Raw genomic sequence first — 21,442 nt, 5'->3', positions numbered from 1 at the left:
GCTTCTAGGAAAGGAATTGGGAAAATACCCGGACCGCCTAGACCACCTAGACCAGACCAACGATTTCAATGAGTTAGCGGTACGACGCGCCGGACCGGCCACGGACCGCCTAGACCGGGCAAAAAGTACGGACGTTCCGGTTTTGCGATACCTCACGAGCCTCTATTGCCGGAGATGGGTCTATGAAGAAGCGGGGCGCCCCTCAGTTGCTGGCCTGGTCCAAGTCGTCGCAATGGCGCGCTATCTCCAGTGCCCAGGCTAAGAAGAACCTTGCCGCGCTGAACGCTGCGCCTCGCTGCGGGGCATTGGCTAGATCCACGGGCGGCCCTTGCCGCAACCCAATCAAGGCGGGGTTCAATCGCTGTCGTCTTCATGGCGCGACTCCTAAGGGTGCAAAATGGCACATCGCCGGCCCCGCCATCACCCACGTAAAGACGGAGCGAAAGATTCGAGACCGCGTTCGCGCCGCGGAAAAGAAGGCTCGGCGCCTGGCCAAGATGGCCCCTGAGGAATTGGAAGCGCATCGGCAGTGGCAACGCGCGCACCAACCCGGCAACGCCGCTGCGCGTCAGCGCCTTCGTGATGAGCGCAAACAATCGGCGGAAGTTCGCGCCATGATGGAGCGGCCACGGCCGGCGCCGTCTGCCAAGTCTTCCGAACTCGCAGATCAGATAACGGCGCTGCGCGCGGAGCTTGACCGGCGTCGAGACGACGAACAAAAACCAAAGCCGATCGGGGCATTCGCATGAGCGACAACGACGACAACGAACTCGACGATTTCGACGGCGACGAACGCCTGAGGGCCGGCATCATCAGGCAAGCGCGGACGGTAGGGATCCAGGTGGCGTTTGAGAGCGCCTTGGCGGTTTGCCGAGATCCCAACGCGCCAGCAGCAGCGAAGGCCTCGAGCCAGCGCACCCTGCTAATGGTGGGCGGTCTTCTCGACCGCAACGACCGTAATGCCAGCGCGGCCAACAAGCCGCTTTCAGAAATGGACGGTGCCGAGCTCGAGAAGGCAACCCAGGACCTCATGCGCAGACAGCGCCGATCAGGCGCGGCGGCGGCCAAGCCGGTCGGCAGCGCTTTCGATTGATGACGGCGTGCATGCGCCGTCGGCCTACTTCGATGCTGCGGCCTTCGCCTTGCCAGTCTTGGCTCTTATGACCGGTTCGCCCGCCCTCGCCTGCGCACTCTGCGGCTCGGGGATGCCGTCGAGCCTATCCAGCATCCGTTTGATTGACATTGGTTTGAGGTTGGCGCGGCCCATCAACTGGTCGGCAATCCCGCGATAGGAATGACCCTCGTCGCGCATTGCCTTCATATCCGCGAGAATTGCCTGTTGCGCGGCGTTCGCGACCAATCGGTCGTCGGCCCTATCATAACCGAAGGGCACCTTGCCCCCTCCGTAGACACCTTGCGCGGCGAGATGGCGCTTCACCTCGCGAATCCGCTCACGGATGCGGTCGCGCTCGTTCTCCGCGACGGCTGACAGGATGGTGAATACCAGCTTCGAGATGCCGTTGCCGGTGACATCGCCGCCCAGGTCGATCATCACTAGGCCCGTGCCTTGCCCCTTCATCTCCTCGAGCGTGCCCAGCGCGTCAGAAGCGCTGCGAAACATGCGATCGAGTTTCGGCGTGATGATCATGTCGCCTTTGCCGACGGCAGCGAGAAGGCGTTCGCCCTGCGGCCGATCGGCGAGCGGCACCGAACCGGAAACGCCGGCCTCAACGAAAATCTCGTCGACGGGCCAGCCCTGCATCATGGCGTATCCGACGATCTTCGCCTTTTGTGTTTCCAGGCTGTCGCCGTTCGTTGCCTGCTCGGCGGTCGACACTCGCACGTAGCCAAAAACCTTCATTTCCTCGGTCCTTTTGTAAAACCGCGCTTTAGCAATGTTACAAAATAGGCAATGTTACAGGCAGATGCAAGTACAAAGAAGCCCGGCGCATCGGCCGGGCTTTCACTTGATCGCTCGTCCTGGCGTGTCAGTCGCTCGGGCCGCGGCGGTAGACGTTCTCGGCAAGCTCGTGGTTCACGGCCTTTCCCGCAAGAGCGCGAATGGTCGGGTTGTCGGAATGCGTTGCCAGCGCATCCAATTCGCAATGCAGATATTCTTGTTCGGCGATGTCGCCCGCTTGCTCAGCAGCGCGTAGGTCTGCCATCGCGCCCCAGTACATGCGAACTTCATTCTCGTTTATCTGTGTAGTCATGGTCGGTGCTTCTCCGTTGCCACAGGGAGACTGAATCATCGCGCGATACATGTCAAGCATTTGATTTTGTTGATTTTTTGTTGATCAATCAACGCCCAATCAACACAGTTCCCCTGCCCCATTGACCGGCCCGGAGGCCGGTGGCGCCCCCCGGTACGGTCCGAACAGCGCGAGCCGAGCGCCGGCGGATGCCGAAACAAAGTCGCCCCAATTTCAAACTTTTAATCCTCCGTTTTGTTCGATTTAGCGCCTTTTCGGCGCCGTAGTTTCGTTCAGCGGAAGCGGGCAAAATGGGTGCACTGAAACAACTGGACCGCCCCGATGCCGGACGAATTCATCATCCCCTTCGCCACCGATGGACACGCTGAGGGTGATCCACCGACCCGAGAAGAGATCGCCTTCGACAACGACATCGAGCACGTGCGTTTCGGCCTTTGGAAGACGACCCTGGAGCACGTTTCGATCAGCTTCCAACTCCCCCTGACTTTGGCGTCGATCCGAACCTTCAAGCCATCCTTTCAACTTGACGAAAAGCGGCGCGATCAACTGATCGAGGATATCTTCGGAGCCGCGGCGGCAGCATCTGCTCGTCTCCCCACGCAGTACAGCCGTCCTCAGATCGGTGTCGCAATGTCAGCCGCCGCAATCGTCGTGTCGGATTGGGCTGCGACCGAAACCGAGCGTGCTCGCCAGCATCCGCACAAAATCGACGATGCGAAAATGTGGGTGAAGATGCTCGAGCGCGATCTCCGCAACCTGTCGGACTTCGAATATCTGCAAGGCCGAAAACTGAAGCGTGGCCGGGAAGCCGACACCAGTCCGAAGCACCGTCAAACCGCATTCGCGATCGCCGCTTGATACTGGCTTTCACCTACGAAATTTCGTATATTCACATTGCCGGAACAACGCGGGACTCGGGCATCCGCATCGCTGCAAGCAAAGCTTGCAAATTTCAACCGCTCTCTCACGCCAGCCTTTTCATCGCGACGCCCTTGCTTCGCTGCTGTGTGAGTTCGGACGGATGCGATGCCGGAACCTACACTGCCGATCCACCTATCTTCGACTGAAGCTGTTCGTTCTCGACTGGAGCGAGCTGCATGTTATCTGGGCAACGTTGCAGAGCCGGGTAAAGCCGTTCTGAACACCTTGAGCGGGGTGCGGGAAATATTGTTTTCCGCGTGCGAAAGCCGCGATCTGCCCACCGAGTTTCCCGGCCTGTTGCCCAAGCTATCGCAACTGATCACCGAAGCCTGCCCCACCCTCGCCAAAGATGGCGCGATGTCGGCCGAGCGCGTGTACTGGGGCCTTGGTCGCACGAACGATCTCCTACACTTTGCCAAGTCCGACACCAGGACGGCCAGCATCAGTTACGTGGCCATATTCGTCGGCGAGCTTTCGATAGCGTTCCACCGGAAGCATCTGTCGGCGGCCGGTTTCGAGATATTCGAAGACGTTCTGGCTAGGCGCCCGCTGATCGACGCTGCCAGCATCGCCGTTCACTGAAAGGATGCACCGTGCCTATAAAAGCATCTCCATATTTTAACTCGCCCCAAATGGCTGCAGCCGCGTCGAACCTCGCACAGTTGTTCGAACCGCCGAGCGGCGCGGACGCTGCCGGGTGGGCCACGGCCAACGCCAAGAAAGAGGCGGCCAGCCGGCTTGCTGAATACTACGACTATCGGAACAACCCCGATTTTGATCAGCAAACGTTCGATCGGATGGGCGTGGCCGCAGGCGCCTATCAGCCGAATCAGAGCTATTACGCCCAAGACCAGAACGACGCCACGAGGCGCCGCGGCGACGACCTCACGGCGGCCACGTCGCGCGCCAACAACGCCGATGACAACGCTCGTGCGCTTCAAACGAATTCGGCCGACAACAGCCGTGCGCTCGAGACGAACAAACTGACCGAGCTCGGCAAACTCTACCAGCCGCTAAGCGAAGGCCAAGTTCGCCCGGACCTGCCCGCCGACGTCGCCGGCCAGTTCGGCGTCGGCCACGAACTGCCGGCTGCGCAGGGCCGCGAGAAAGCTCGATCTGAAACGGAGGTCCAGGGCGATCTCGTCGAGAAGATGCGTCAAGCCGGCCTGATCACCGATGGCATGATCGCCGACCGCTACGTTGGCGACAAAACCCCCGTTGAGGCCATCGGCCCGGACGGAAAACCCCGCTACATGGCGCCAGGCGCCGCGGTGCGCACCGCCGCCGCGCCGTACGACGCGCCAAAGGGCGCGGGCATGACCACGACGCTGCCGGATGGCACGATCATCCAGATGGGTGGATCGGGCGGAAAGCCGACGGACGCGCAATTGAAGAGCGCCTATGCCGGCACGATGTCCACGGCGCCCACGATCGATTTGTTGTCGGCGTACGACAATGGCAATTTGCCGAATGCCACGGACTACCAGATGTTCGGCCTCAAGAAGATCGCCCCTGACGCCTTCGCGCCGGCGATCAACAGCGGCATGTCTGATAAGGGCCAGATTTTCTACCAGAATCTCTCGACCGTGCTCCCGTACCAATTGATGGCGCAGTCCGGCCAGGCTGTCACCGAGCAGGAATACACACGCAAGCTGCGCGAGTTGGTCCCGGTTCCCGGCGAGGCCAGGGAAGTGACAGCCGCCAAACGCCGAACGCTGGAAACATATCTCCAGGCCGTCGCCAATTACGCCGGCAAGGATGGCGCGCCCATTATGGATGCGCTCACCCAATATCGATCGGGTTCGGCGAAAGCCAATTCGACGAGCGGCGCTACCACGACCCCTTCGGCATCGCCAAGCCGACTACGCTTCGATGAGAATGGAAATCCGCTATGACGAAGGAAGCAGAACTCTACGACGGCACGGTTCTGGAGTTTCCGGACACGACGCCCGACGATGTCATTCAGCGTGTCGCCAAGCAGCAGACCGCGGCCCGACGCGGCTCCGCAGCGCCGCCACCCGCCGGCAACAACATCGAAAGCCTGATTCGCGGTACGGAGCAGGCGCCCGAACAGCCAATCTCTACCGCTAAGGACGTCGCTTTGTCGGCCGGGTCCGGCATTCCGCGCGGGCTGGCCGAAACCGTCATGTTCCCCATCACTCTGAGCCGTATGGTCGAAGGCGGGGGGAACTGGCTCTACAACAAAGCCGAGAACGGCGTCCGCTACGCTGTCGGCGCCGACCCGCTGTCTGAAGAAGAACTGGCACGCCGTGCTGAAAAGGCCAATTCGTCGCCGGCTTACGCGGCGGAGGACCGCGTGCGTCAGTTTATGGACGACAACCTCCACAAGCCGCAGACGACGCCAGGTGAGTACGCCGGTACGATCGCCGAATTCGCCGCGCCGGGCGGTGTGCCAAGCAAAGGTGCGCGCCTCGCCGAGACGGGCCTGGGCGCGCTTCGCAAGTACGGTTCGGAGTTTGTCGGCAACGTCGTTGCCCCGGCGATCGTGTCTGAAACTGCCGGTCAGGCGACGGAAGGTAGCGAATACGAAGGCTTGTCACGCTTTCTCGGCGCAGCCTTTGGCAACGCGGCCACGGCCGGTCTTCGTGTCCATAACGCTCCTGAAAATGTCGTCCGTCGCGCGACTGGTGACGTCACTGAACAGCAGTGGCAGCGCGCCCGTGATCTCCAGAACAACAGGACCGGCGTGGCGTTGTCCGGCCCCGAAGCAATCAGCCAGGCCACCAACGGGGCAAGTGCACTTCCCACCGTCCAACGCGTCGTCGAAGGCTCGACCGACGGCGGGGCACGCATGGGGCCGTTCTATGCGCGACGCCCCGGCCAGGTCGACGCCGCAGTCGGCAGCACGCTGGACCAGATCGCCCCGCAGCATCCGAATCCGTCGACGTTGGGGCAGAGCGCTGCGGTCGCTGCCGAAAGCGCCATCGCCAACACGCCGCAGGGCCAGGCGCTTGCTGACGCTGTCCACGCGGCCGGCCCACGCACTACAGCGATGCAGGCCGGCGAAGAAATACAGGGTGCGCTGCGTCGCATCTTCGACCGCCGCGACGGCATGCGCGACGCGCTCGCCGATCGAGACTATACCACAGCGCGCGCCGCCCGGCCTGCCGTAGACGTGGGCGGTCTTCAGCCTGAAACCGTAGCCGCCGAGCGCCCGGTCTATTCGATCCGCCCAACTGCTGCCGACGAGGCCACTGGCGAAGCAGCGGCGATGGTCCCGCAGCGCGTTGACACGCCGCCGCAGCCGATCGCACTGGAAAGCCGCACCGGCGCCGACGCCGTTCAGGTCGATCCGCGGCCGGCTCTTCGGTACATCGACGATGCCTTGGTGAACGCTCGGGGCACTACCGCCGATGCGCTCGCGACCGTGCGCGGCAACATCATCGGGCCAAATGGCGCTGACACCGGCGTAACAGGGCTCGACAATCTGCGCGGAAACATCAATGGGATGATCTCGCGCGCTGTGCAGGAAGGCGACGGCCAGACCGCTGAAGCGCTTCGCGCTGTTCAAGGCCATCTCGACCAGGCGCTCGAAAGCGTGCCCGAGTACGCCGCCGCTCGCCAGGGTTATCGCGCGGCAAGTGTGCCGCTTCGGCCTTTTGAGAATTCGGCCGTCGCCGACGTCATCCGGCGCGACCAGTACAATCGCGACTTTGCCACCCCGCCCGAGAATGTGCCCGGAACGATCGGCGCGGGTGGTCCGACAGCAGCGCGCGAGTTCAACAGCGTTGCGCCGACGGATGCGCGCATTGCCTTCGAAAACCATCTGGCGACGCAAATTCTCGACAAGGTTACGGATGCGAGTGGCCGTGTGAACGGCGACAGCTTGGCGATCGCGGTACGCGACAACGAGGACATGCTTTCGCAGTATCCGGCAGTCGCCGAGCGACTGCAGCAGATCGTCGGCGCTAACGCTAACATGGCACCGGTACGCGCGGCCCCCTTGGGCCAGGTGGCGGCTGCAAAGGACACTGTGGCTGCCAGCAATGCCATCCTGCCCCACGATCCTCTCACCGGCTCGGCTGGTGAAGCTGGCGATGCCGTACGCCGGCTGGCGGCCGAAGATCCTGCGACGACAGCAGCACTTGTGCGCCAGAACCTCGCCGATCGCTACTCGACCGCGCAGACCGAAACGCAGGGCGGCAGCCGCGAATCAGCGGGCGCTAAGTTTCATCGGAGCGTCGCTGGGAATGATCAGCGGCAGGAAGTGCTCGACGCGGTGCTACGATCCCTCCCTGACGACAAAGCCTCATTGTCGATGCCAGAGCTTCTGGACGTGCTCCAGGCGACCGGCCGTCGAAAGCAGATCGGAAGCCCTACCGAATTCAACCGCAGTCTCAACGCCGATCTCGGCGACGCCTCGCCGGTGGCCCGTGCAGTTGCGGTGGCAACTTCGCTTGGCCGGTCGTTGTTCACCAACGCGGGTGACGCCGTTAAGCGCAAAGCCATGCGCGACGGTCTGGGCACGCTGGCCGACATGTTCATCGCGCCGAACTCGGTCGACCTGATCCGCAATGCCAGGAACCGGACCGGTGGCGCAATCGCTGCAGATGCTGCAGCTCGCACGGCATTGGAGAGCGCCGGGGTTATCTACGACCCCGCCGGGCAGCGTTGATGCGCTCGTTCTCGATGATCCACCGGTTCTCGCTACGCGGGTTGAAGCGCATGTCGCTCACCGGCGCTGAAACCGAGGGACACTTTCGACCTGCGGGTGGCCGCCTTTCAGGCGTATGATTCAGTAGGTGGCAAATGGGTCCTTTTGAGCCGGAGCCGCAACATCTCCAGCAAACGGATCGCTTCCACCTCCATTCTTCCGCCCGAGGTATGCGTCAACTTGGTTTTGGCAGTTACCCATCTCCAGAAGAGCTGCGTTGGAACCGCGCAAGCTCAAATTCAGGATCTGATTTCCATTAAAAAACACGCGAAGGGAGTGCTTTCGCATCAGTTGGTCAACAAATGCCGTCTGGTTTGTTCCGAAGATAAGCGCAGGCATCGAGCCAAAGCGATAGCCGGTCGCGGGCGAACGCCAGCCGGCCTCGTTATCAATCTGCAGCGTCAGATCGTAGTCTTTACCAGCTTCTATTGAGGTCCAATTCGAGTTTGCTAAAGCCACATAAAGACCAGATTTGGAATCCGGCGCCTCGAAGCCAATCCTGAATGTTGTATTATCTTGATACAGAGTAGCGATAAAACATTGATACTTAGTAGTCTTATCGATGTAGACCGCCCAAGTACCTACGTTTTTCCATAGGGCCGTCTCCAGATTGGAGTCGGACATCGCTTCTGTCGTCGAACTAAGCACCAATCCTGCGACACTCAAAGCAACAATGTGCAAGAACATCACCGCCTCCCCTAATCCCATCAGCATGATCGCGCGTTTTGGGAGTTGTGTCGAGTGTTTAGCGGGTCCGATCTACGGCATGGTTAGCAGGAGTGCCGTGTTGGTTGACTCTATGCATTCCCGGACAAATGAACTATAAACACATCGTCGGAACCGCGCAGAACTCGGGCATCTGCACCAACCGCTTCGGATCCCACCGGGGCTGACGTCAACGGTCTTCCAATCAGCATCTGAAACCGTGTCGTGCGGAGCGCTGCTCCTGCGCCGCGATGCTATCTGGAAGCGACGTTCTGGTGCATCAAATGGCTGCTCCCGAAAAGCCCGTCATCGATTTCAGCTACCAGTACTACCTTCCCTACGGCACGCAGCTTGACAATGATCTTGCCGAACTCGTCACCAGCATCGACGAGACGATCGACGCTTTGGCCGACGTACGCCGCAGTGACGGCGCGCTGCCGAACGAAAAGGTCACGGTCGACAGCCTTTCCCCTTCCGTCCTGGCGTTGCTGCGCGGCGACGGCCCAACCGGACCCACAGGGGCGACCGGCCCGACTGGTGTCGGGGCCACCGGCCCTACAGGGCCGACTGGCATCACCGGTGCTACCGGCGCCACGGGCGTTGTCGGAGCGACCGGCGTTGGCGAGCCAGGTCCGACCGGCATCACCGGAGCAACCGGTCCGTCAGGTCCAACCGGCGTCGTCGGCGCAACCGGTCCTGCTGGCGGCCCGACCGGCGCGACGGGTGTCGCAGGCCCGACTGGACTTACGGGTGCAACAGGTCCAACTGGCGTGACCGGAGCAACGGGCGTGACCGGGAACGTCGGGGCTACTGGACCGACTGGCCTTACGGGACCGACTGGCGTTACGGGACCGACCGGCATCACCGGTGCAACCGGCGTGACTGGTGCGACGGGGCCAAGCGGCAGCCCTCTGCCTCGGATTGCCAGTATAGCCAGTTCGGCGACGCCTACGCCGGATTCGACCAATACCGATGAATATATTTTGACCGCGCAGGCGGCCGCTGCGGCTTTCAGTGCGCCGACCGGCACGCCAGCCAACGGCCAGAAACTGATCATTCGCGTCAAGGACAACGGCACCGCCCGCGCCTTCACGTGGGATGCCATTTATCGGGCAGGAACCGATGTCGCATTGCCCGCAACGACCGTCATCAGCAAGACCATGTATCTCGGCTTTATCTACAACACGACTGACACGAAGTGGGACTTGGTCGCCAAGGTGAATAATATCTGATGCCGTACTCCCAGACGATTGCACTCACTTCTGGCACATCCTGGGTTGTCCCTGGGGACTGGAACAGCGCCGATAACCAGATCGTGGTTATCGGTGGCGGTGGCGGTGGCGGTGGCGGTGCGTTCGGCGGCGGCGGCGGCGGCGGCGGCGGTGGCGCGTGCTGCTTCAAGACTAATTATGCCCTGAGCGGGGCCGGCCCCATCTCTTACGCGCTTGGTGACGCCGGTGCGGCGGGTTCGGCGGGTGGAGACACCACGTTTGATGCCAGCGCCTTCATCGCCAAAGGCGGCACGGCTGGCGCCAGCGCGACGACAGCGGCGTCGTGGCCTATCTGCAGCCGCCGGTGGGCACATGGGACGGCAAGCAATATCGCGTGACCGTTGACGGCGACGCACATAATTTCAACTACCGCACCGACGTGTTTGCCGATGCCGACCTCGCCAAGGCCTGGAAGGACGGCGGCGGAGAAGGCGAATGGGGCGTGCCGAAGACCTGGCAGCAGGTGCAGGCGGTGACGAAATTCCTCAAGGGCAAGCAGGTGAAGGGCCAGGATGTCTTTGGCTACCTCGATGCGCCCAAGCCCTGGGGCGGTTTCGGCTTTTATTTCCTCGGCAGCCGCGCCAGCGCCTACGCCAAGCATCCCGATGACAAGGCCTGGCTGTTTGATGCCGACACGATGAAGCCGCGCGTCAACAATCCGGCATGGGTGCGGGCGATCCAGGACGTCATCGATGCCCTGCCCTCCGAACCCGCCGACCAGATCAATGCCGACCCGAACACCACCGCCTTCCAGCAATTCCTGGCAGGCACCGGTTCGATGGTTACCTGGTGGGGCGACGTCGGTTCGAACGTCAAGACCAACGATTCCTCGGTCGTCGGCGACATCACCGGCTTCTCGATCCTGCCGGGCTCGGACGATGTCTACAACTCCAAGACCGGGCAGTGGGACAAGCTCGCCAGCGGCCCGAACCATGCACCGAACTGCGCCTATCTCGGCTGGGGCGTTTATGTCATGGCCCGCGTCGACAGCGACGAAAAGAAGAAGAAGGCGGCATGGTCTGCCGCTGCCCATCTCGGCGGCAAGGACCTGTCGCTCTGGTGCGCGGCCTATCCGTCGGGTTTCCAGCCCTATCGCAACTCGCATTTCAACATTCCGGAATGGGTGGCGGCGGGCTACGACGAGGCGTTCATCACATCGTATCTGAAGTCGGAAGCCGACAGCTACAACCATCCGAACGCGGCGATCGAGCCGCGCATCCCCGGCATCTTCCAGTACTACAGCGCTGCCGAGGACATTTTGGCCAACACCTTTGCCGGCAAGATGAAGGCGCAGGAAGGCGCCGACGCCATCGCAGCCGCCTGGGAGAAGCTGACCGACCAGATCGGCCGCGACAACCAGGTCAAGCTCTACAAAGCCTCGCTCGGCATGTAGGCTGAGATCGTGAAACTGGTTCGGCGGCGCACAGCCGCCGGACCTCACCTTGACCAACTTGGCCTCGACCGGCTCGGCCGGTCATCGAGCCTCCTGTGAACGGGCAAGACGCGTGGCTGACCGGACCCTGGCTGACCAGACTTTGTCGACAAGTGAATGGCCGGCAGGCGCCGTGCCATCGGACCTGATACCGCGGAGCCGCAAACGGCTTGGCTGGGCGCTGATGGCTGCTGCAACGCTCGGCCTTCTGGCGGTGATCGCGCTGCAAATCCTTTACAGGAGCGATGTCGATGCTATCGGCTTCGAAACCTGGCGGCCGGTGGTCTACGCCTATGTGCTGTGGGGTGTCGCGCTCGGCATCGGCCAGGTACTGACGCGCGGCGAGGACGGCCAGCGCGCTCTGTTCCTGCTGCCGGCGCTGCTGTTTACCATTGCCATGGTGATCTTCCCGACGCTGTTCGGCTTCTACATCGCGCTGACCGACTGGAACCTCAGTTCCTTCAGCGGACGGCAGTTCAACGGGCTCGACAATTTCTGGCAGATGCTGAACGACGCCTATTATCGCAATGCGCTGTTCAACATGGTGCTCTACGTGCTGGCGGTGTTCGTCGAATATGTCATCGCCTTCGGCCTGGCGCTGCTGCTCAACGCGCAGATCCGGGCACGAAAATTCTTCCGCGTCGTGTTTCTCATGCCGCTGATGCTGTCGCCGGTGGCGGTGTCGTGGATGATCGGCAAGTCGCTGATGGAATACCGCTTCGGGCCCGCCGCGACGCTGGCGCGCCATCTCGGTTGGGAAAACCCGGCCTTCTTCTCCAACCCGATCACCGCCCGCATCTCGATCATGGTGCTCGACGCGTGGACGTTCATCCCGTTCATGATGATCATGCTGCTCGCCGGCCTGCAGGCGATGTCGCGCGAGGTGCTCGAGGCAGCGCGTGTCGATGGCGCCACTGCCTGGCAGACCTTCTGGCAGGTCACCTTCCCGCTGATGCTGCCGGTGTCGGTGACAGCGGTCATCCTGCGCATCATCTTCAAGCTGAAGCTCGCCGATATCATCATCACCGTCACCTCCGGCGGGCCGGGCGGCGCGACCGATTCGGTGTCCAGTTTCATCTACCGCGAATATCGCGACCGCTCGAACGTCGGCTACGGCACGATGCTGGCGATGGCCTATTTGATCATCATCATCGTGTTCGTGACCTGGCTGCTGAAATTCGCCAGCCGCTTCGTGCGCAACGTCAACTGATCGGGCCGGCGAGATGAGCGTTCAAACCACCGACTATGCCGCCTCCGAAATCCGCTCGCCGGCGAGCTTCGTCGCCAACCGCGTCTTCATCTACGGCGCCCTCATCTTCTGGGCTTTCATCTGCCTGTTCCCGATCTATTGGACGATAACCACCTCGTTCAAGACCGCGGTCGACGTCACCCAGGGCCATCTGATCCCGTTCGTCGACTTCCGGCCCGACTGGAAGGGCTGGCGTTCGCTCGGCCTATCGCCGGACTCGATCTTTCGGACGTCGACGGTCCGCGACGAATTCATCAAGCGTTTCATGAATTCGGTCATCACCTCGGTCGGCGCGTCGAGCCTCGCCATCGTCATCGGCAGCCTCGCCGCCTACGGGCTGACCCGCTATCGTTACAAGTTCGCCTGGTTCAGGAACGAGGATATTTCCTTCTTCTTCCTGTCGCAGCTGATCCTGCCGCCGGTGGTTTTGGCCCTGCCCTTCCTCGTGCTTTACCGGGAGGTCGGCCTGCTCGACACGCGCGTCGGGCTGATCCTGCTCTACACGCTGATGGTGCTACCGATCGTCATCTGGATCATGCGCGACCAGTTCAACTCCATCCCGGTGGAGTTGGAGGAGGCAGCACTCGTCGACGGCCTGTCGATCTGGGGCGCCTTCTTGCGCATCGTCATGCCAATCGCGCTGCCGGGCATGGTCGCCGCCTTCATCCTGGCGATGGTGCTGTGCTGGAACGAGTATTTCTTCGCTGCGCTTTTGACCTCGACCGACGCAAAGACCATCCCTGTCATGGTGGCGAGCCAGACCGGCTCACAAGGCATCAACTGGTGGTCGATGGCAGCGCTTGCCACCGCCGCCATCACACCGCTCGCCGTCATCGGCATCGCGCTCGAGCGTTACCTGATCATGGGCATGACAGCGGGCGCGGTGAAATAACTGCGCCGGCTCTCCCTTCTCCCCTTGTTGTGGGAGAAGGGAAAAGCGCGCTAACCCGAAAGTGTTGCCCGCAAATGCTCGAGGATCATGGCAACCCCTTTTTGCCCCAATTCCGCCGAGGCTTCGGGCGCACTTGCCGTGTACCAGCCGGTGTTGTCGGCGAAGCGGCCGACATCCACCGCTTCCGGGCACAGCGCCAGCATCAGTGACGTCTCGCCGGTGCCGGCATGGTCGAACGGGTACCGGCTGTGCATTGAAGCCGGCATCAGCGGATGCACCTGCACCCAGTTGAAGAAATTGCTGCCCTCGGCGTGCTCGGCATAATAGTCGGCCATCGCCGGAGAGCCCCACCAGCCTTCGCCACGTTCTTTCTCCAGGAAGCGGAAGATCGCCTGCCGGCCGGCGGCCTTGAAGGCGAGATCGGTTGGCATGCCGGCGGCAAAATTTTCGGTCTGGTGGTGAATGATGGCGTGGATGTTGCGGAAGCCGATGCGCAGCAGGCTGTAGAACAGTTCTTCCGCAAATGGCGCCAGCACATTGCCGCCGACCTGCACCGAGCCGCTGCCTTCCGGTGCTGCAACAGCATAGCTCGCCGCGCCGTAATAGAAGGGCGGCAGAATGACGATCTCGGCTTCTTTTTCGAACAGTTCCAGGCTCTTGACCACCGCCAGCGTGTCCATGCCGACGGCCATGTGCTCGCCGTGATATTCGAGCACACCCAGCGGCAACACGACCGGCCAGTTCTCGGCGATCGCCTTGCGGATCTGGTGCGGCAGCATCAATTCGTAGCGCATGACACCTACTCCATATTGGTGTGGCGGGCGCGCATCGCTTCCGGCGAGACGCCGGTCAGATCCCTGAGCTTCAGCACCATCACTTCGAAGAGGACGAACAGCGCGCCTTCGAAAACCGAGCCCATCGGCAGGACGGATGTCTTTTCCGGCCCCTGGTCGTCGGCCATGGTCTGAGCCGGGATAAGCAGTGTGAAGTCGGCCAGCTTCGCGGCAGTGCTCTCGGCTTGCGCGGTGAGCAGCAGGACTGTGGTACCGGCCTCGCGCGCGACCTGCATCAAGGTCAGCACCGTCGACGTCTCACCCGGGCCGGAACTGGCGAGGAAGACATCGCCCTCGCCCAGCGGCGGCGTGGTCATGTCGCCGACGACCGACACCGGCAGACCGAGATGGTAGAGCCGCATGGCAAAACCCTGGACCTGCAGCGCCTCGCGGCCGCAGCCATAGGTGACGATCTTTTTCGCACCGGCCAAGATGGCGCAAGCCGCGTCGATGCGGCTTTCGTCGATACGCTCCAGCACGGTGCCAAGCTCGCTCAGCGCAATCCCAAACAGGTTTTCGCCGGCAGCCGTCATGACATTTGCACCAGCTTGCCGGTGCCGGAGAACCATTTGAATATCTCAGTCACATCTGCCCCGAACAGCTTGTTTTCATTCATGCTATCACCGCGAAAATCGGTGTCCAACGACACACAGAGCTTTTGATGCGCCACAGCCGTGATAGTGTCACGGCAAATCGCAAATGAGGAAACGACGGCCTATGAAGACACGGCATTTCGACCGCATCGGCAATGGCGGCATCAATTTCACCGAGCTCGGCTTCGGCACGGCGCCGCTCGGCAATCTCTACCGCGCCGTATCCGATGAGGATGCCAATGCCACGCTGGAGGCGGCATGGCGGGTCGGCTGCCGCTACTACGACACCGCGCCGCTCTATGGGCTGGGCCTTGCCGAAACGCGGCTCAATCCGTTCCTGCGTTCGAAGAAGCGTGACGACTACGTGCTGTCCAGCAAAGTCGGGCGCATTATGCGCGCCTGCCCGCCGGAACAGCGCACCGGCATCGGCAAATTCTTCGACACCCCATCGCGCCGCGAGGTCTACGATTACAGCTATGACGGCGTCATGTGCTCCTTCGAAGCCTCGCTGGAACGGCTCGGCGTTGACCGCATCGACATCCTCTTCGTGCACGATGTCGACATCTTCACCCATGGCAGCAAGGAAGCCTCGGACCAGCGCATCCAGGAATTCATGAGCTCCGGCTATTACGGATTGCTGGCATTGCGCGACCAGGGCGTGATCAAGGCGTTCGGCGGCGGCATCAACGAGTGGCCGGTTGCCCAGACGCTGGCCGAGCGCGGCGATTTCGATCTGTTCCTGCTTGCCGGGCGTTACACGCTGCTGGAGCAGGAAGCGCTGCAGTCTTTCCTGCCGCTATGCCAGCAACGCGGCATCGGCATCGTTCTCGGCGGGCCGTACAATTCCGGCATCCTGGCAACCGGGCCGAAGCCCGGCGCCTACTACAACTATTCGGAGGCGCCGCAGGACATCATCGACCGCGTCACCCGCATTGAGGCCGTCTGCAAGCGCCACGGCGTGCGCCTGATCGAGGCGGCGCTGCAGTTCCCGCTGCTGCATCCTTCCGTCGTCTCGGTAATCCCGGGCGGCCAGCGGCCGGGCGAAGTCGAAAGCAATCGCTCGCTGCTCGACACAAAACTGCCATCGGCGCTGTGGGCCGATCTCAAGACAGAAGGCTTGATGCGCGCGGATGCGCCGACGGCATAGTGCCGCCTTTCCAACGACGCTGCGGGCACAGAAAAGAAAAACCGGACATACCGGCTTTTCTTTTCTCTGAAAGACTTAAGGAGGCGCTTAGTTGACCGCGTCCTTGAGGCCCTTGCCGGCCGAGAACTTCGGCACGGTGCGCGCCGGGATCTTCACTTCCGCACCGGTCTGCGGATTGCGGCCGGTCGACGCGGCGCGTTGTGACACGGTGAAATTTCCGAAGCCGACAAGCCGGACATCGCCGCCCTTTTTCAGTTCGCCGGTGATGACGGAAAACACCGCATCAACCGCCGACTGCGCGTCACCCTTCGAAATACTCGCGGCATCGGCGACAGCGGACACCAGTTCGTTCTTGTTCATAAAAATTCCCTTCCATGAGAAAACCGGAACACTCGACTCATCCGGCAGGAAACGGACTTTAGAAAGAAGCGCTCCGGCAACCAAGTCGAAAAGCGCCGGGAAAGTCGAAAAAAGCCCGGAAATCCGGGGTTCTTCACATGAAAAAGCCGGGCTCAAGGCCCGGCTCTCTCTTTGTGCATTGCAACTTTAGCAAGAGCTAATGCGCCAGCGATTTACCAGCTTCGTCCCCGACATCGACCACGGCCGGCGCATTGACGGGTTCGACCCACTGGATCGGTTCCGGCATGCGCACCAGCGCATGGCGCAACACTTCGCCAACCCGTGAGACCGGAATGATCTCCATGCCGCTCTTCACGTTCTCCGGAATCTCCGCCAGATCCTTGGCGTTCTCTTCCGGGATCAGCACCTTCTTGATGCCGCCGCGAAGTGCGGCAAGCAGCTTCTCCTTGAGGCCGCCGATCGGCAGCACCCTGCCGCGCAGCGTGATCTCGCCGGTCATCGCCACATCGGCCTTGACCGGGATTCCGGTCAGCACCGAGACGATCGCCGTCGCCATCGCCACGCCAGCCGACGGTCCGTCCTTGGGCGTTGCGCCTTCCGGCACGTGGACGTGGATATCGCGCTTGTCGAACAGCGGCGGCTCGACGCCGAAATCGATGGCCCGCGAGCGGACGTAGGACGCCGCCGCCGAAATCGATTCCTTCATCACGTCGCGCAGATTGCCGGTCACGGTCATGCGGCCCTTGCCGGGCATCATGACGCCTTCCACCGTCAACAGCTCGCCGCCGACTTCGGTCCAGGCGAGCCCGGTGACCACGCCGACCTGATCGTCGCTCTCGACCTGGCCGAAGCGGAAGCGCGGAACACCAAGGTAATCGGCAAGATTGTCCGCCGTGATGTTGATCGTCTTCTTCTTCGTCTTCAGGATCTCGGTCACGGCCTTGCGCCCGAGCTTCATCAGCTCGCGCTCCAGGCTCCTGACGCCCGCTTCACGGGTGTAGGTCTGGATGATGCCGCGGATCGCGTCCTCACCGACGGAGAATTCCTTCGGCTGCAACGCGTGGTCGCGGATCACCTTGGGCATCAGGTGACGTTTGGCGATCTCGATCTTCTCGTCCTCGGTGTAGCCGGCGATACGGATGATCTCCATGCGGTCCATCAAGGGCGCAGGGATGTTCAGCGTGTTCGCCGTCGTCACGAACATCACGCTCGACAGGTCGTATTCGACCTCGAGGTAGTGGTCCATGAACGTCGAGTTCTGCTCGGGATCGAGCACCTCGAGCAAAGCCGATGACGGATCGCCGCGGAAATCCTGGCCCATCTTGTCGATCTCGTCGAGCAGGAAGAGCGGGTTGGATTTCTTCGCCTTCTTCATCGACTGGATGACCTTGCCGGGCATCGAGCCGATATAGGTGCGGCGGTGACCGCGGATTTCGGCCTCGTCGCGCACGCCGCCCAGCGCCATGCGGATGAACTCACGGCCGGTCGCCTTGGCGATCGACTTGCCGAGCGAGGTCTTGCCGACGCCGGGAGGTCCGACGAGGCACAGGATCGGCCCCTTCAGCTTCTTCTGGCGGCTCTGCACGGCGAGGTATTCGACGATGCGGTCCTTGACCTTGTCGAGGCCGAAATGATCGGTATCGAGCACGTTCTGGGCAAAGGCCAGATCCTGCTTGACCTTGGAGTTCCTGCCCCACGGGATTGACAGCAGCCAGTCGAGATAGTTGCGCACGACGGTCGATTCAGCCGACATCGGCGACATTGTCCGCAGCTTCTTCAGCTCGGCTTCCGCCTTTTCGCGGGCCTCCTTGGAGAGCTTGGTCTTCTTGATGCGCGCCTCGATCTCGGCGGCCTCGTCGCGGCCGTCCTCGCCCTCTCCGAGCTCCTTCTGGATCGCCTTCATCTGCTCGTTGAGGTAGTATTCGCGCTGCGTCTTCTCCATCTGGCGCTTGACGCGCGAGCGGATACGCTTCTCCACCTGCAGCACCGAGATTTCGGCTTCCATGAAGCCCATCGCCTTTTCCAGCCGTTCCTTGACGGACAGCGTGGCGAGCATCTCCTGCTTCTCGGGGATCTTGATGGCAAGATGCGAAGCGACCGTGTCGGCGAGCTTGGAATAGTCGTCGATCTGGCTGGCGGCACCCACCACTTCGGGCGAGATCTTCTTGTTCAGCTTGACGTAGTTCTCGAAGTCGGTGACGACGGAACGGGCCAGCGCCTCGATCTCGACCTCTTCCTCCTCCGGTTCGACCAGCGCCGCAGCACGGGCTTCATGGAAGTCAGGACGGTCGGTGAACGCGACGATTTTCGCGCGCGAGGCGCCTTCGACCAGCACCTTCACGGTGCCGTCCGGCAGTTTCAGCAATTGCAGCACATTGGCGAGCGTGCCGATGTCAAAGATGGCATCGGGCTCCGGATCGTCGTCGGCGGCATTCATCTGGGTCGCAAGCAGGATCTGCTTTTCCTGACCCATCACTTCTTCCAGCGCCTTGATCGACTTTTCACGCCCGACGAAGAGCGGAACGATCATGTGCGGGAACACCACGATGTCGCGCAGTGGGAGGACTGCGAAGACGCCGTCGCTGGGAGCCTTGGATAATTTGGCCATTGTCCAACCTTTCATGTCGCGGCCGCCAATCGGCCAACCGCGAATCTCATATTAACGACCGGGGATCGTTCCGCCTACCACCGTTTGTGACGGGAGTTTTACAGCACAGAATTCGGCACCACGGCCTTCTGCCATTAGTTGGAGGCACAGGGGGTAAAGATCAAGGGTCAACACGGTCCGTCCCTCCAATCCGCAGCGATGACGCGGTGTGACAGCAAAACGGCGCCCTGCGGCGCCGTTTCAGAAAAATCCATTGCCGGCTCACGTCAGGCGCTGACGTTGCCCTTCTTTTCCTTCTGCTCGGAATAGATGTAGAGCGGCCTGGCGTTGCCTGACACCACCTCTTCCGAAATAACGACTTCGCGCACGCCTTCCAGCGCCGGCAGTTCGAACATGGTGTCGAGAAGGATCGCTTCCATGATCGAACGCAGGCCGCGCGCGCCGGTCTTGCGGTCGATGGCGCGCTTGGCGATCGCCGACAGCGCGTTCTCGTGGAAGGTCAGGTCGACATTCTCCATCTCGAACAGCCGCTGGTACTGCTTGACCAGCGCGTTCTTCGGCTCGGTCAGGATCTGGATCAGCGCCGGCTCGTCGAGGTCCTCCAGCGTCGCCAGGACAGGCAGACGGCCGACGAACTCGGGAATGAGGCCGAACTTCAAGAGATCCTCAGGCTCGACCAGGCGGAAAACATCGCCGGTGCGGCGATCCTCGGGCGAAGCGACGATGGCGCCGAAACCGATCGAGGTCTTCCTGCCGCGATCCGAGATGATCTTGTCCAGGCCGGCGAAAGCGCCACCGCAGATGAACAGGATGTTGGCGGTGTCGACCTGCAGGAATTCCTGCTGCGGATGCTTCCTGCCGCCCTGCGGCGGCACGGAGGCGACAGTGCCTTCCATGATCTTCAAAAGTGCCTGCTGCACGCCCTCGCCCGAGACGTCGCGGGTGATCGAGGGATTGTCCGACTTGCGCGAGATCTTGTCGATCTCGTCGATATAGACGATGCCGCGCTGGGCGCGCTCGACATTGTAGTCGGCCGACTGCAACAGCTTCAGGATGATGTTCTCGACATCCTCGCCGACATAGCCGGCCTCGGTCAGCGTCGTCGCGTCGGCCATGGTGAAGGGGACGTCGATGATGCGGGCCAGCGTCTGCGCCAGCAGCGTCTTGCCGCAACCGGTCGGGCCGATCAGCAGGATGTTAGACTTCGCCAGTTCGACGTCGTTGTTCTTGCCGGCATGGGCGAGGCGCTTGTAGTGGTTGTGGACGGCCACCGACAGCACGCGCTTGGCGTAGGGCTGGCCGATGACGTAGTCGTCGAGAACCTTGAGGATTTCCTGCGGGGTCGGCACGCCCTCGCGCGACTTCACCATCGAGGTCTTGTTCTCCTCGCGGATGATGTCCATGCACAGTTCGACGCATTCGTCGCAGATGAACACCGTCGGCCCGGCGATCAGCTTGCGCACTTCGTGCTGGCTTTTGCCGCAAAACGAGCAATAAAGCGTGTTCTTGGAATCACCGCTGTTGTTGCCGACCTTGCTCATTTTCCTGTCCTTTCATGGCCGCCCGCCGATGGTCTGGTTGAAAGGGCGCATATTCAATCTATCGCGGGAATCCGCTGCCGCCAGTGCCCGGCTCCCGCAACGCATTCCGTACGAAACACAAATCGGAAAACGGGGCAATGATTCGAACAACCCCACGCAAAGCTAAGCCGTCGAAAATCAACATAGCCTTAACGTAGGCAATTGCACCCGTCGAGGGAACAGCCAATTGTGGCCGAAATGCCGCAACCTGCGCCAAAAGCGCGTGATCCCGCCACTCATTGCCACCGCGGGGCCACCGCGGGCCTATAAGGCAATACCTTCGACCGGCTCACGTGACGAAATGACCTTGTCGATGAGGCCGAAATCCCTGGCCTCGTCGGCAGTCATGAAATGGTCACGGTCGAGCGTTTTTTCAATCTCATCGTAGCTCTTGCCGGTGTGCTTGACGTAAACCTCGTTGAGGCGGCGCTTCAGCTTGATGATGTCCTGGGCATGGCGCTCGATGTCGGAAGCCTGGCCCTGGAAGCCGCCGGAAGGCTGGTGGACCATGATGCGGGCGTTCGGCGTGGCAAAGCGCATGTCCTTGTGGCCCGCCGTCAAGAGCAGCGAGCCCATCGAGGCGGCCTGACCGATGCAGAGCGTCGACACGGCAGGCTTGATGAACTGCATCGTGTCGTAGATCGCCATGCCGGAGGTGACGACGCCGCCGGGCGAGTTGATATAGAGGTTGATTTCCTTCTTCGGATTCTCGGCCTCGAGGAACAGCAGCTGCGCGCAGACCAGCGTCGCCATGCCATCCTCGACCGGGCCGGTGATGAAAATGATGCGCTCCTTGAGGAGCCGCGAGAAAATGTCGTAGGCCCGCTCGCCGCGATTGGTCTGTTCGACCACCATCGGAACGAGGTTCATGTAGGTTTCGACGGGGTTCTTCATGGACTATCCCTTTTTGAGGATGGGATTCCGGCGCCGGAGATTTGCAATCGGGCAGAATCGGTTCTGGAT

General features: G+C 61.7%; 20 protein-coding genes and 1 pseudogene. 12 read left to right on the top strand and 9 right to left on the bottom strand.

What is annotated here, in order from left to right:
- Nucleotides 1–182: 182 nt before the first annotated feature.
- A complete protein-coding gene (locus NKI97_RS10825) occupies nucleotides 183–749 on the top strand; it encodes a hypothetical protein (protein WP_352833989.1) in 567 nt (188 codons plus the stop codon).
- On the top strand, nucleotides 746–1,093 hold the full coding sequence (locus NKI97_RS10820) for a hypothetical protein (protein ID WP_352833987.1): 348 nt from the start codon (nucleotides 746–748) through the stop codon (nucleotides 1,091–1,093). Before NKI97_RS10825 ends, NKI97_RS10820 begins: the two co-directional genes overlap by 4 nt.
- 24 nt (nucleotides 1,094–1,117) lie before the next feature.
- On the opposite strand, the gene NKI97_RS10815 is transcribed toward NKI97_RS10820, so the two are convergent.
- Together NKI97_RS10815 and NKI97_RS10810 are read right to left on the bottom strand one after the other, a co-directional pair.
- Complete coding sequence (locus NKI97_RS10815) at nucleotides 1,118–1,861, bottom strand: recombinase family protein (RefSeq protein WP_352833985.1); 744 nt, start codon at nucleotides 1,859–1,861, stop codon at nucleotides 1,118–1,120.
- A 127-nt stretch (nucleotides 1,862–1,988) separates the two neighbouring features.
- Nucleotides 1,989–2,273, bottom strand: coding sequence for a hypothetical protein (locus NKI97_RS10810; RefSeq protein ID WP_352833983.1), 285 nt, complete (start codon nucleotides 2,271–2,273; stop codon nucleotides 1,989–1,991).
- A 261-nt stretch (nucleotides 2,274–2,534) separates the two neighbouring features.
- Between NKI97_RS10810 and NKI97_RS10805 the strand changes: the two genes are divergently transcribed.
- From NKI97_RS10805 to NKI97_RS10790, 4 genes are all read left to right on the top strand, one after another.
- Nucleotides 2,535–3,071, top strand: coding sequence for a hypothetical protein (locus NKI97_RS10805; RefSeq protein WP_352833980.1), 537 nt, complete (start codon nucleotides 2,535–2,537; stop codon nucleotides 3,069–3,071).
- Between the two features lie 168 nt (nucleotides 3,072–3,239).
- Entirely contained in the window at nucleotides 3,240–3,716 is a 477-nt protein-coding gene (locus NKI97_RS10800) for a hypothetical protein (protein ID WP_352833978.1), read from the top strand.
- A 50-nt stretch (nucleotides 3,717–3,766) separates the two neighbouring features.
- Complete coding sequence (locus NKI97_RS10795; protein WP_352833975.1) at nucleotides 3,767–5,029, top strand: hypothetical protein; 1,263 nt, start codon at nucleotides 3,767–3,769, stop codon at nucleotides 5,027–5,029.
- Nucleotides 5,026–7,770 (top strand): hypothetical protein, encoded by a 2,745-nt coding sequence (locus NKI97_RS10790; protein WP_352833972.1) that lies wholly within the window; start codon nucleotides 5,026–5,028, stop codon nucleotides 7,768–7,770. Before NKI97_RS10795 ends, NKI97_RS10790 begins: the two co-directional genes overlap by 4 nt.
- A 120-nt stretch (nucleotides 7,771–7,890) precedes the next feature.
- Here the strand turns inward: NKI97_RS10790 and NKI97_RS10785 are convergent, their stop codons facing one another.
- The gene (locus NKI97_RS10785) at nucleotides 7,891–8,496 is read right to left on the bottom strand and encodes a DUF1176 domain-containing protein (RefSeq protein ID WP_352833969.1); all 606 of its coding nucleotides are present in this window, start codon (nucleotides 8,494–8,496) and stop codon (nucleotides 7,891–7,893) included.
- Between the two features lie 302 nt (nucleotides 8,497–8,798).
- Between NKI97_RS10785 and NKI97_RS10780 the strand changes: the two genes are divergently transcribed.
- The 5 genes and pseudogenes from NKI97_RS10780 (at nucleotide 8,799) to NKI97_RS10765 (ending at nucleotide 13,358) form a co-directional block, all read left to right on the top strand.
- Nucleotides 8,799–9,746, top strand: coding sequence for a collagen-like domain-containing protein (locus tag NKI97_RS10780; protein WP_352833966.1), 948 nt, complete (start codon nucleotides 8,799–8,801; stop codon nucleotides 9,744–9,746).
- Nucleotides 9,746–10,123 (top strand): glycine-rich domain-containing protein, encoded by a 378-nt coding sequence (locus NKI97_RS35480; RefSeq protein WP_502907093.1) that lies wholly within the window; start codon nucleotides 9,746–9,748, stop codon nucleotides 10,121–10,123. The genes NKI97_RS10780 and NKI97_RS35480 overlap by 1 nt, the downstream gene beginning before the upstream one ends.
- A pseudogene (locus NKI97_RS10775) lies at nucleotides 10,069–11,178 on the top strand (type 2 periplasmic-binding domain-containing protein); the annotation flags it as partial. The gene NKI97_RS35480 and the pseudogene NKI97_RS10775, both read left to right, overlap by 55 nt.
- 127 nt (nucleotides 11,179–11,305) lie before the next feature.
- A complete protein-coding gene (locus NKI97_RS10770; RefSeq protein ID WP_352576054.1) occupies nucleotides 11,306–12,427 on the top strand; it encodes a carbohydrate ABC transporter permease in 1,122 nt (373 codons plus the stop codon).
- A gap of 13 nt (nucleotides 12,428–12,440) precedes the next feature.
- Nucleotides 12,441–13,358, top strand: coding sequence for a carbohydrate ABC transporter permease (locus NKI97_RS10765; RefSeq protein WP_352614125.1), 918 nt, complete (start codon nucleotides 12,441–12,443; stop codon nucleotides 13,356–13,358).
- Nucleotides 13,359–13,408: 50 nt separating this feature from the next.
- Here NKI97_RS10765 and NKI97_RS10760 read toward each other — a convergent pair whose 3' ends face one another.
- Both NKI97_RS10760 and hxlB read right to left on the bottom strand, forming a co-directional pair.
- Nucleotides 13,409–14,152 (bottom strand): creatininase family protein, encoded by a 744-nt coding sequence (locus NKI97_RS10760; RefSeq protein WP_352745753.1) that lies wholly within the window; start codon nucleotides 14,150–14,152, stop codon nucleotides 13,409–13,411.
- Between the two features lie 5 nt (nucleotides 14,153–14,157).
- Complete coding sequence (hxlB, locus tag NKI97_RS10755; RefSeq protein WP_352746404.1) at nucleotides 14,158–14,724, bottom strand: 6-phospho-3-hexuloisomerase; 567 nt, start codon at nucleotides 14,722–14,724, stop codon at nucleotides 14,158–14,160.
- Nucleotides 14,725–14,908: 184 nt separating this feature from the next.
- Between hxlB and NKI97_RS10750 the strand changes: the two genes are divergently transcribed.
- Nucleotides 14,909–15,931 carry an aldo/keto reductase gene (locus tag NKI97_RS10750; protein ID WP_352746402.1) on the top strand — a complete coding sequence of 341 codons (1,023 nt, stop codon included), beginning with the start codon at nucleotides 14,909–14,911 and terminating at the stop codon, nucleotides 15,929–15,931.
- A gap of 87 nt (nucleotides 15,932–16,018) precedes the next feature.
- Here NKI97_RS10750 and NKI97_RS10745 read toward each other — a convergent pair whose 3' ends face one another.
- The 4 genes from NKI97_RS10745 to NKI97_RS10730 all read right to left on the bottom strand — a co-directional run bounded on the left by NKI97_RS10745 (nucleotide 16,019) and on the right by NKI97_RS10730 (nucleotide 21,373).
- The gene (locus NKI97_RS10745) at nucleotides 16,019–16,291 is read right to left on the bottom strand and encodes an HU family DNA-binding protein (protein WP_023674657.1); all 273 of its coding nucleotides are present in this window, start codon (nucleotides 16,289–16,291) and stop codon (nucleotides 16,019–16,021) included.
- A 196-nt stretch (nucleotides 16,292–16,487) separates the two neighbouring features.
- Nucleotides 16,488–18,899 (bottom strand): endopeptidase La, encoded by a 2,412-nt coding sequence (gene lon, locus NKI97_RS10740; protein WP_352746399.1) that lies wholly within the window; start codon nucleotides 18,897–18,899, stop codon nucleotides 16,488–16,490.
- Between the two features lie 266 nt (nucleotides 18,900–19,165).
- Nucleotides 19,166–20,440 (bottom strand): ATP-dependent Clp protease ATP-binding subunit ClpX, encoded by a 1,275-nt coding sequence (clpX, locus tag NKI97_RS10735; protein WP_352449349.1) that lies wholly within the window; start codon nucleotides 20,438–20,440, stop codon nucleotides 19,166–19,168.
- 303 nt (nucleotides 20,441–20,743) lie between these two features.
- A complete protein-coding gene (locus NKI97_RS10730) occupies nucleotides 20,744–21,373 on the bottom strand; it encodes an ATP-dependent Clp protease proteolytic subunit (protein WP_023674655.1) in 630 nt (209 codons plus the stop codon).
- Nucleotides 21,374–21,442 lie beyond the last annotated feature (69 nt).

It is taken from the genome of Mesorhizobium sp. M0296 (assembly GCF_040321675.1).
Classification (GTDB): domain Bacteria; phylum Pseudomonadota; class Alphaproteobacteria; order Rhizobiales; family Rhizobiaceae; genus Mesorhizobium.
The sequence above is the reverse complement of the archived record's forward strand: the minus strand, read 5'-3'. Positions and strand labels throughout refer to the sequence as shown.

What these genes read in the sequence shown, in the direction of transcription:
- NKI97_RS10825 (WP_352833989.1), top strand. Translation starts at nt 183, where the DNA reads ATGAAGAAGCGGGGCGCCCCTCAGTTGCTGGCCTGGTCCAAGTCGTCG.
- NKI97_RS10820 (WP_352833987.1), top strand. Translation starts at nt 746, where the DNA reads ATGAGCGACAACGACGACAACGAACTCGACGATTTCGACGGCGACGAA.
- NKI97_RS10815 (WP_352833985.1), bottom strand. Translation starts at nt 1,861, where the DNA reads ATGAAGGTTTTTGGCTACGTGCGAGTGTCGACCGCCGAGCAGGCAACG.
- NKI97_RS10810 (WP_352833983.1), bottom strand. Translation starts at nt 2,273, where the DNA reads ATGCTTGACATGTATCGCGCGATGATTCAGTCTCCCTGTGGCAACGGA.
- NKI97_RS10805 (WP_352833980.1), top strand. Translation starts at nt 2,535, where the DNA reads ATGCCGGACGAATTCATCATCCCCTTCGCCACCGATGGACACGCTGAG.
- NKI97_RS10800 (WP_352833978.1), top strand. Translation starts at nt 3,240, where the DNA reads ATGCCGGAACCTACACTGCCGATCCACCTATCTTCGACTGAAGCTGTT.
- NKI97_RS10795 (WP_352833975.1), top strand. Translation starts at nt 3,767, where the DNA reads ATGGCTGCAGCCGCGTCGAACCTCGCACAGTTGTTCGAACCGCCGAGC.
- NKI97_RS10790 (WP_352833972.1), top strand. Translation starts at nt 5,026, where the DNA reads ATGACGAAGGAAGCAGAACTCTACGACGGCACGGTTCTGGAGTTTCCG.
- NKI97_RS10785 (WP_352833969.1), bottom strand. Translation starts at nt 8,496, where the DNA reads ATGTTCTTGCACATTGTTGCTTTGAGTGTCGCAGGATTGGTGCTTAGT.
- NKI97_RS10780 (WP_352833966.1), top strand. Translation starts at nt 8,799, where the DNA reads ATGGCTGCTCCCGAAAAGCCCGTCATCGATTTCAGCTACCAGTACTAC.
- NKI97_RS35480 (WP_502907093.1), top strand. Translation starts at nt 9,746, where the DNA reads ATGCCGTACTCCCAGACGATTGCACTCACTTCTGGCACATCCTGGGTT.
- NKI97_RS10765 (WP_352614125.1), top strand. Translation starts at nt 12,441, where the DNA reads ATGAGCGTTCAAACCACCGACTATGCCGCCTCCGAAATCCGCTCGCCG.
- NKI97_RS10760 (WP_352745753.1), bottom strand. Translation starts at nt 14,152, where the DNA reads ATGCGCTACGAATTGATGCTGCCGCACCAGATCCGCAAGGCGATCGCC.
- hxlB (WP_352746404.1), bottom strand. Translation starts at nt 14,724, where the DNA reads ATGACGGCTGCCGGCGAAAACCTGTTTGGGATTGCGCTGAGCGAGCTT.
- NKI97_RS10750 (WP_352746402.1), top strand. Translation starts at nt 14,909, where the DNA reads ATGAAGACACGGCATTTCGACCGCATCGGCAATGGCGGCATCAATTTC.
- NKI97_RS10745 (WP_023674657.1), bottom strand. Translation starts at nt 16,291, where the DNA reads ATGAACAAGAACGAACTGGTGTCCGCTGTCGCCGATGCCGCGAGTATT.
- lon (WP_352746399.1), bottom strand. Translation starts at nt 18,899, where the DNA reads ATGGCCAAATTATCCAAGGCTCCCAGCGACGGCGTCTTCGCAGTCCTC.
- clpX (WP_352449349.1), bottom strand. Translation starts at nt 20,440, where the DNA reads ATGAGCAAGGTCGGCAACAACAGCGGTGATTCCAAGAACACGCTTTAT.
- NKI97_RS10730 (WP_023674655.1), bottom strand. Translation starts at nt 21,373, where the DNA reads ATGAAGAACCCCGTCGAAACCTACATGAACCTCGTTCCGATGGTGGTC.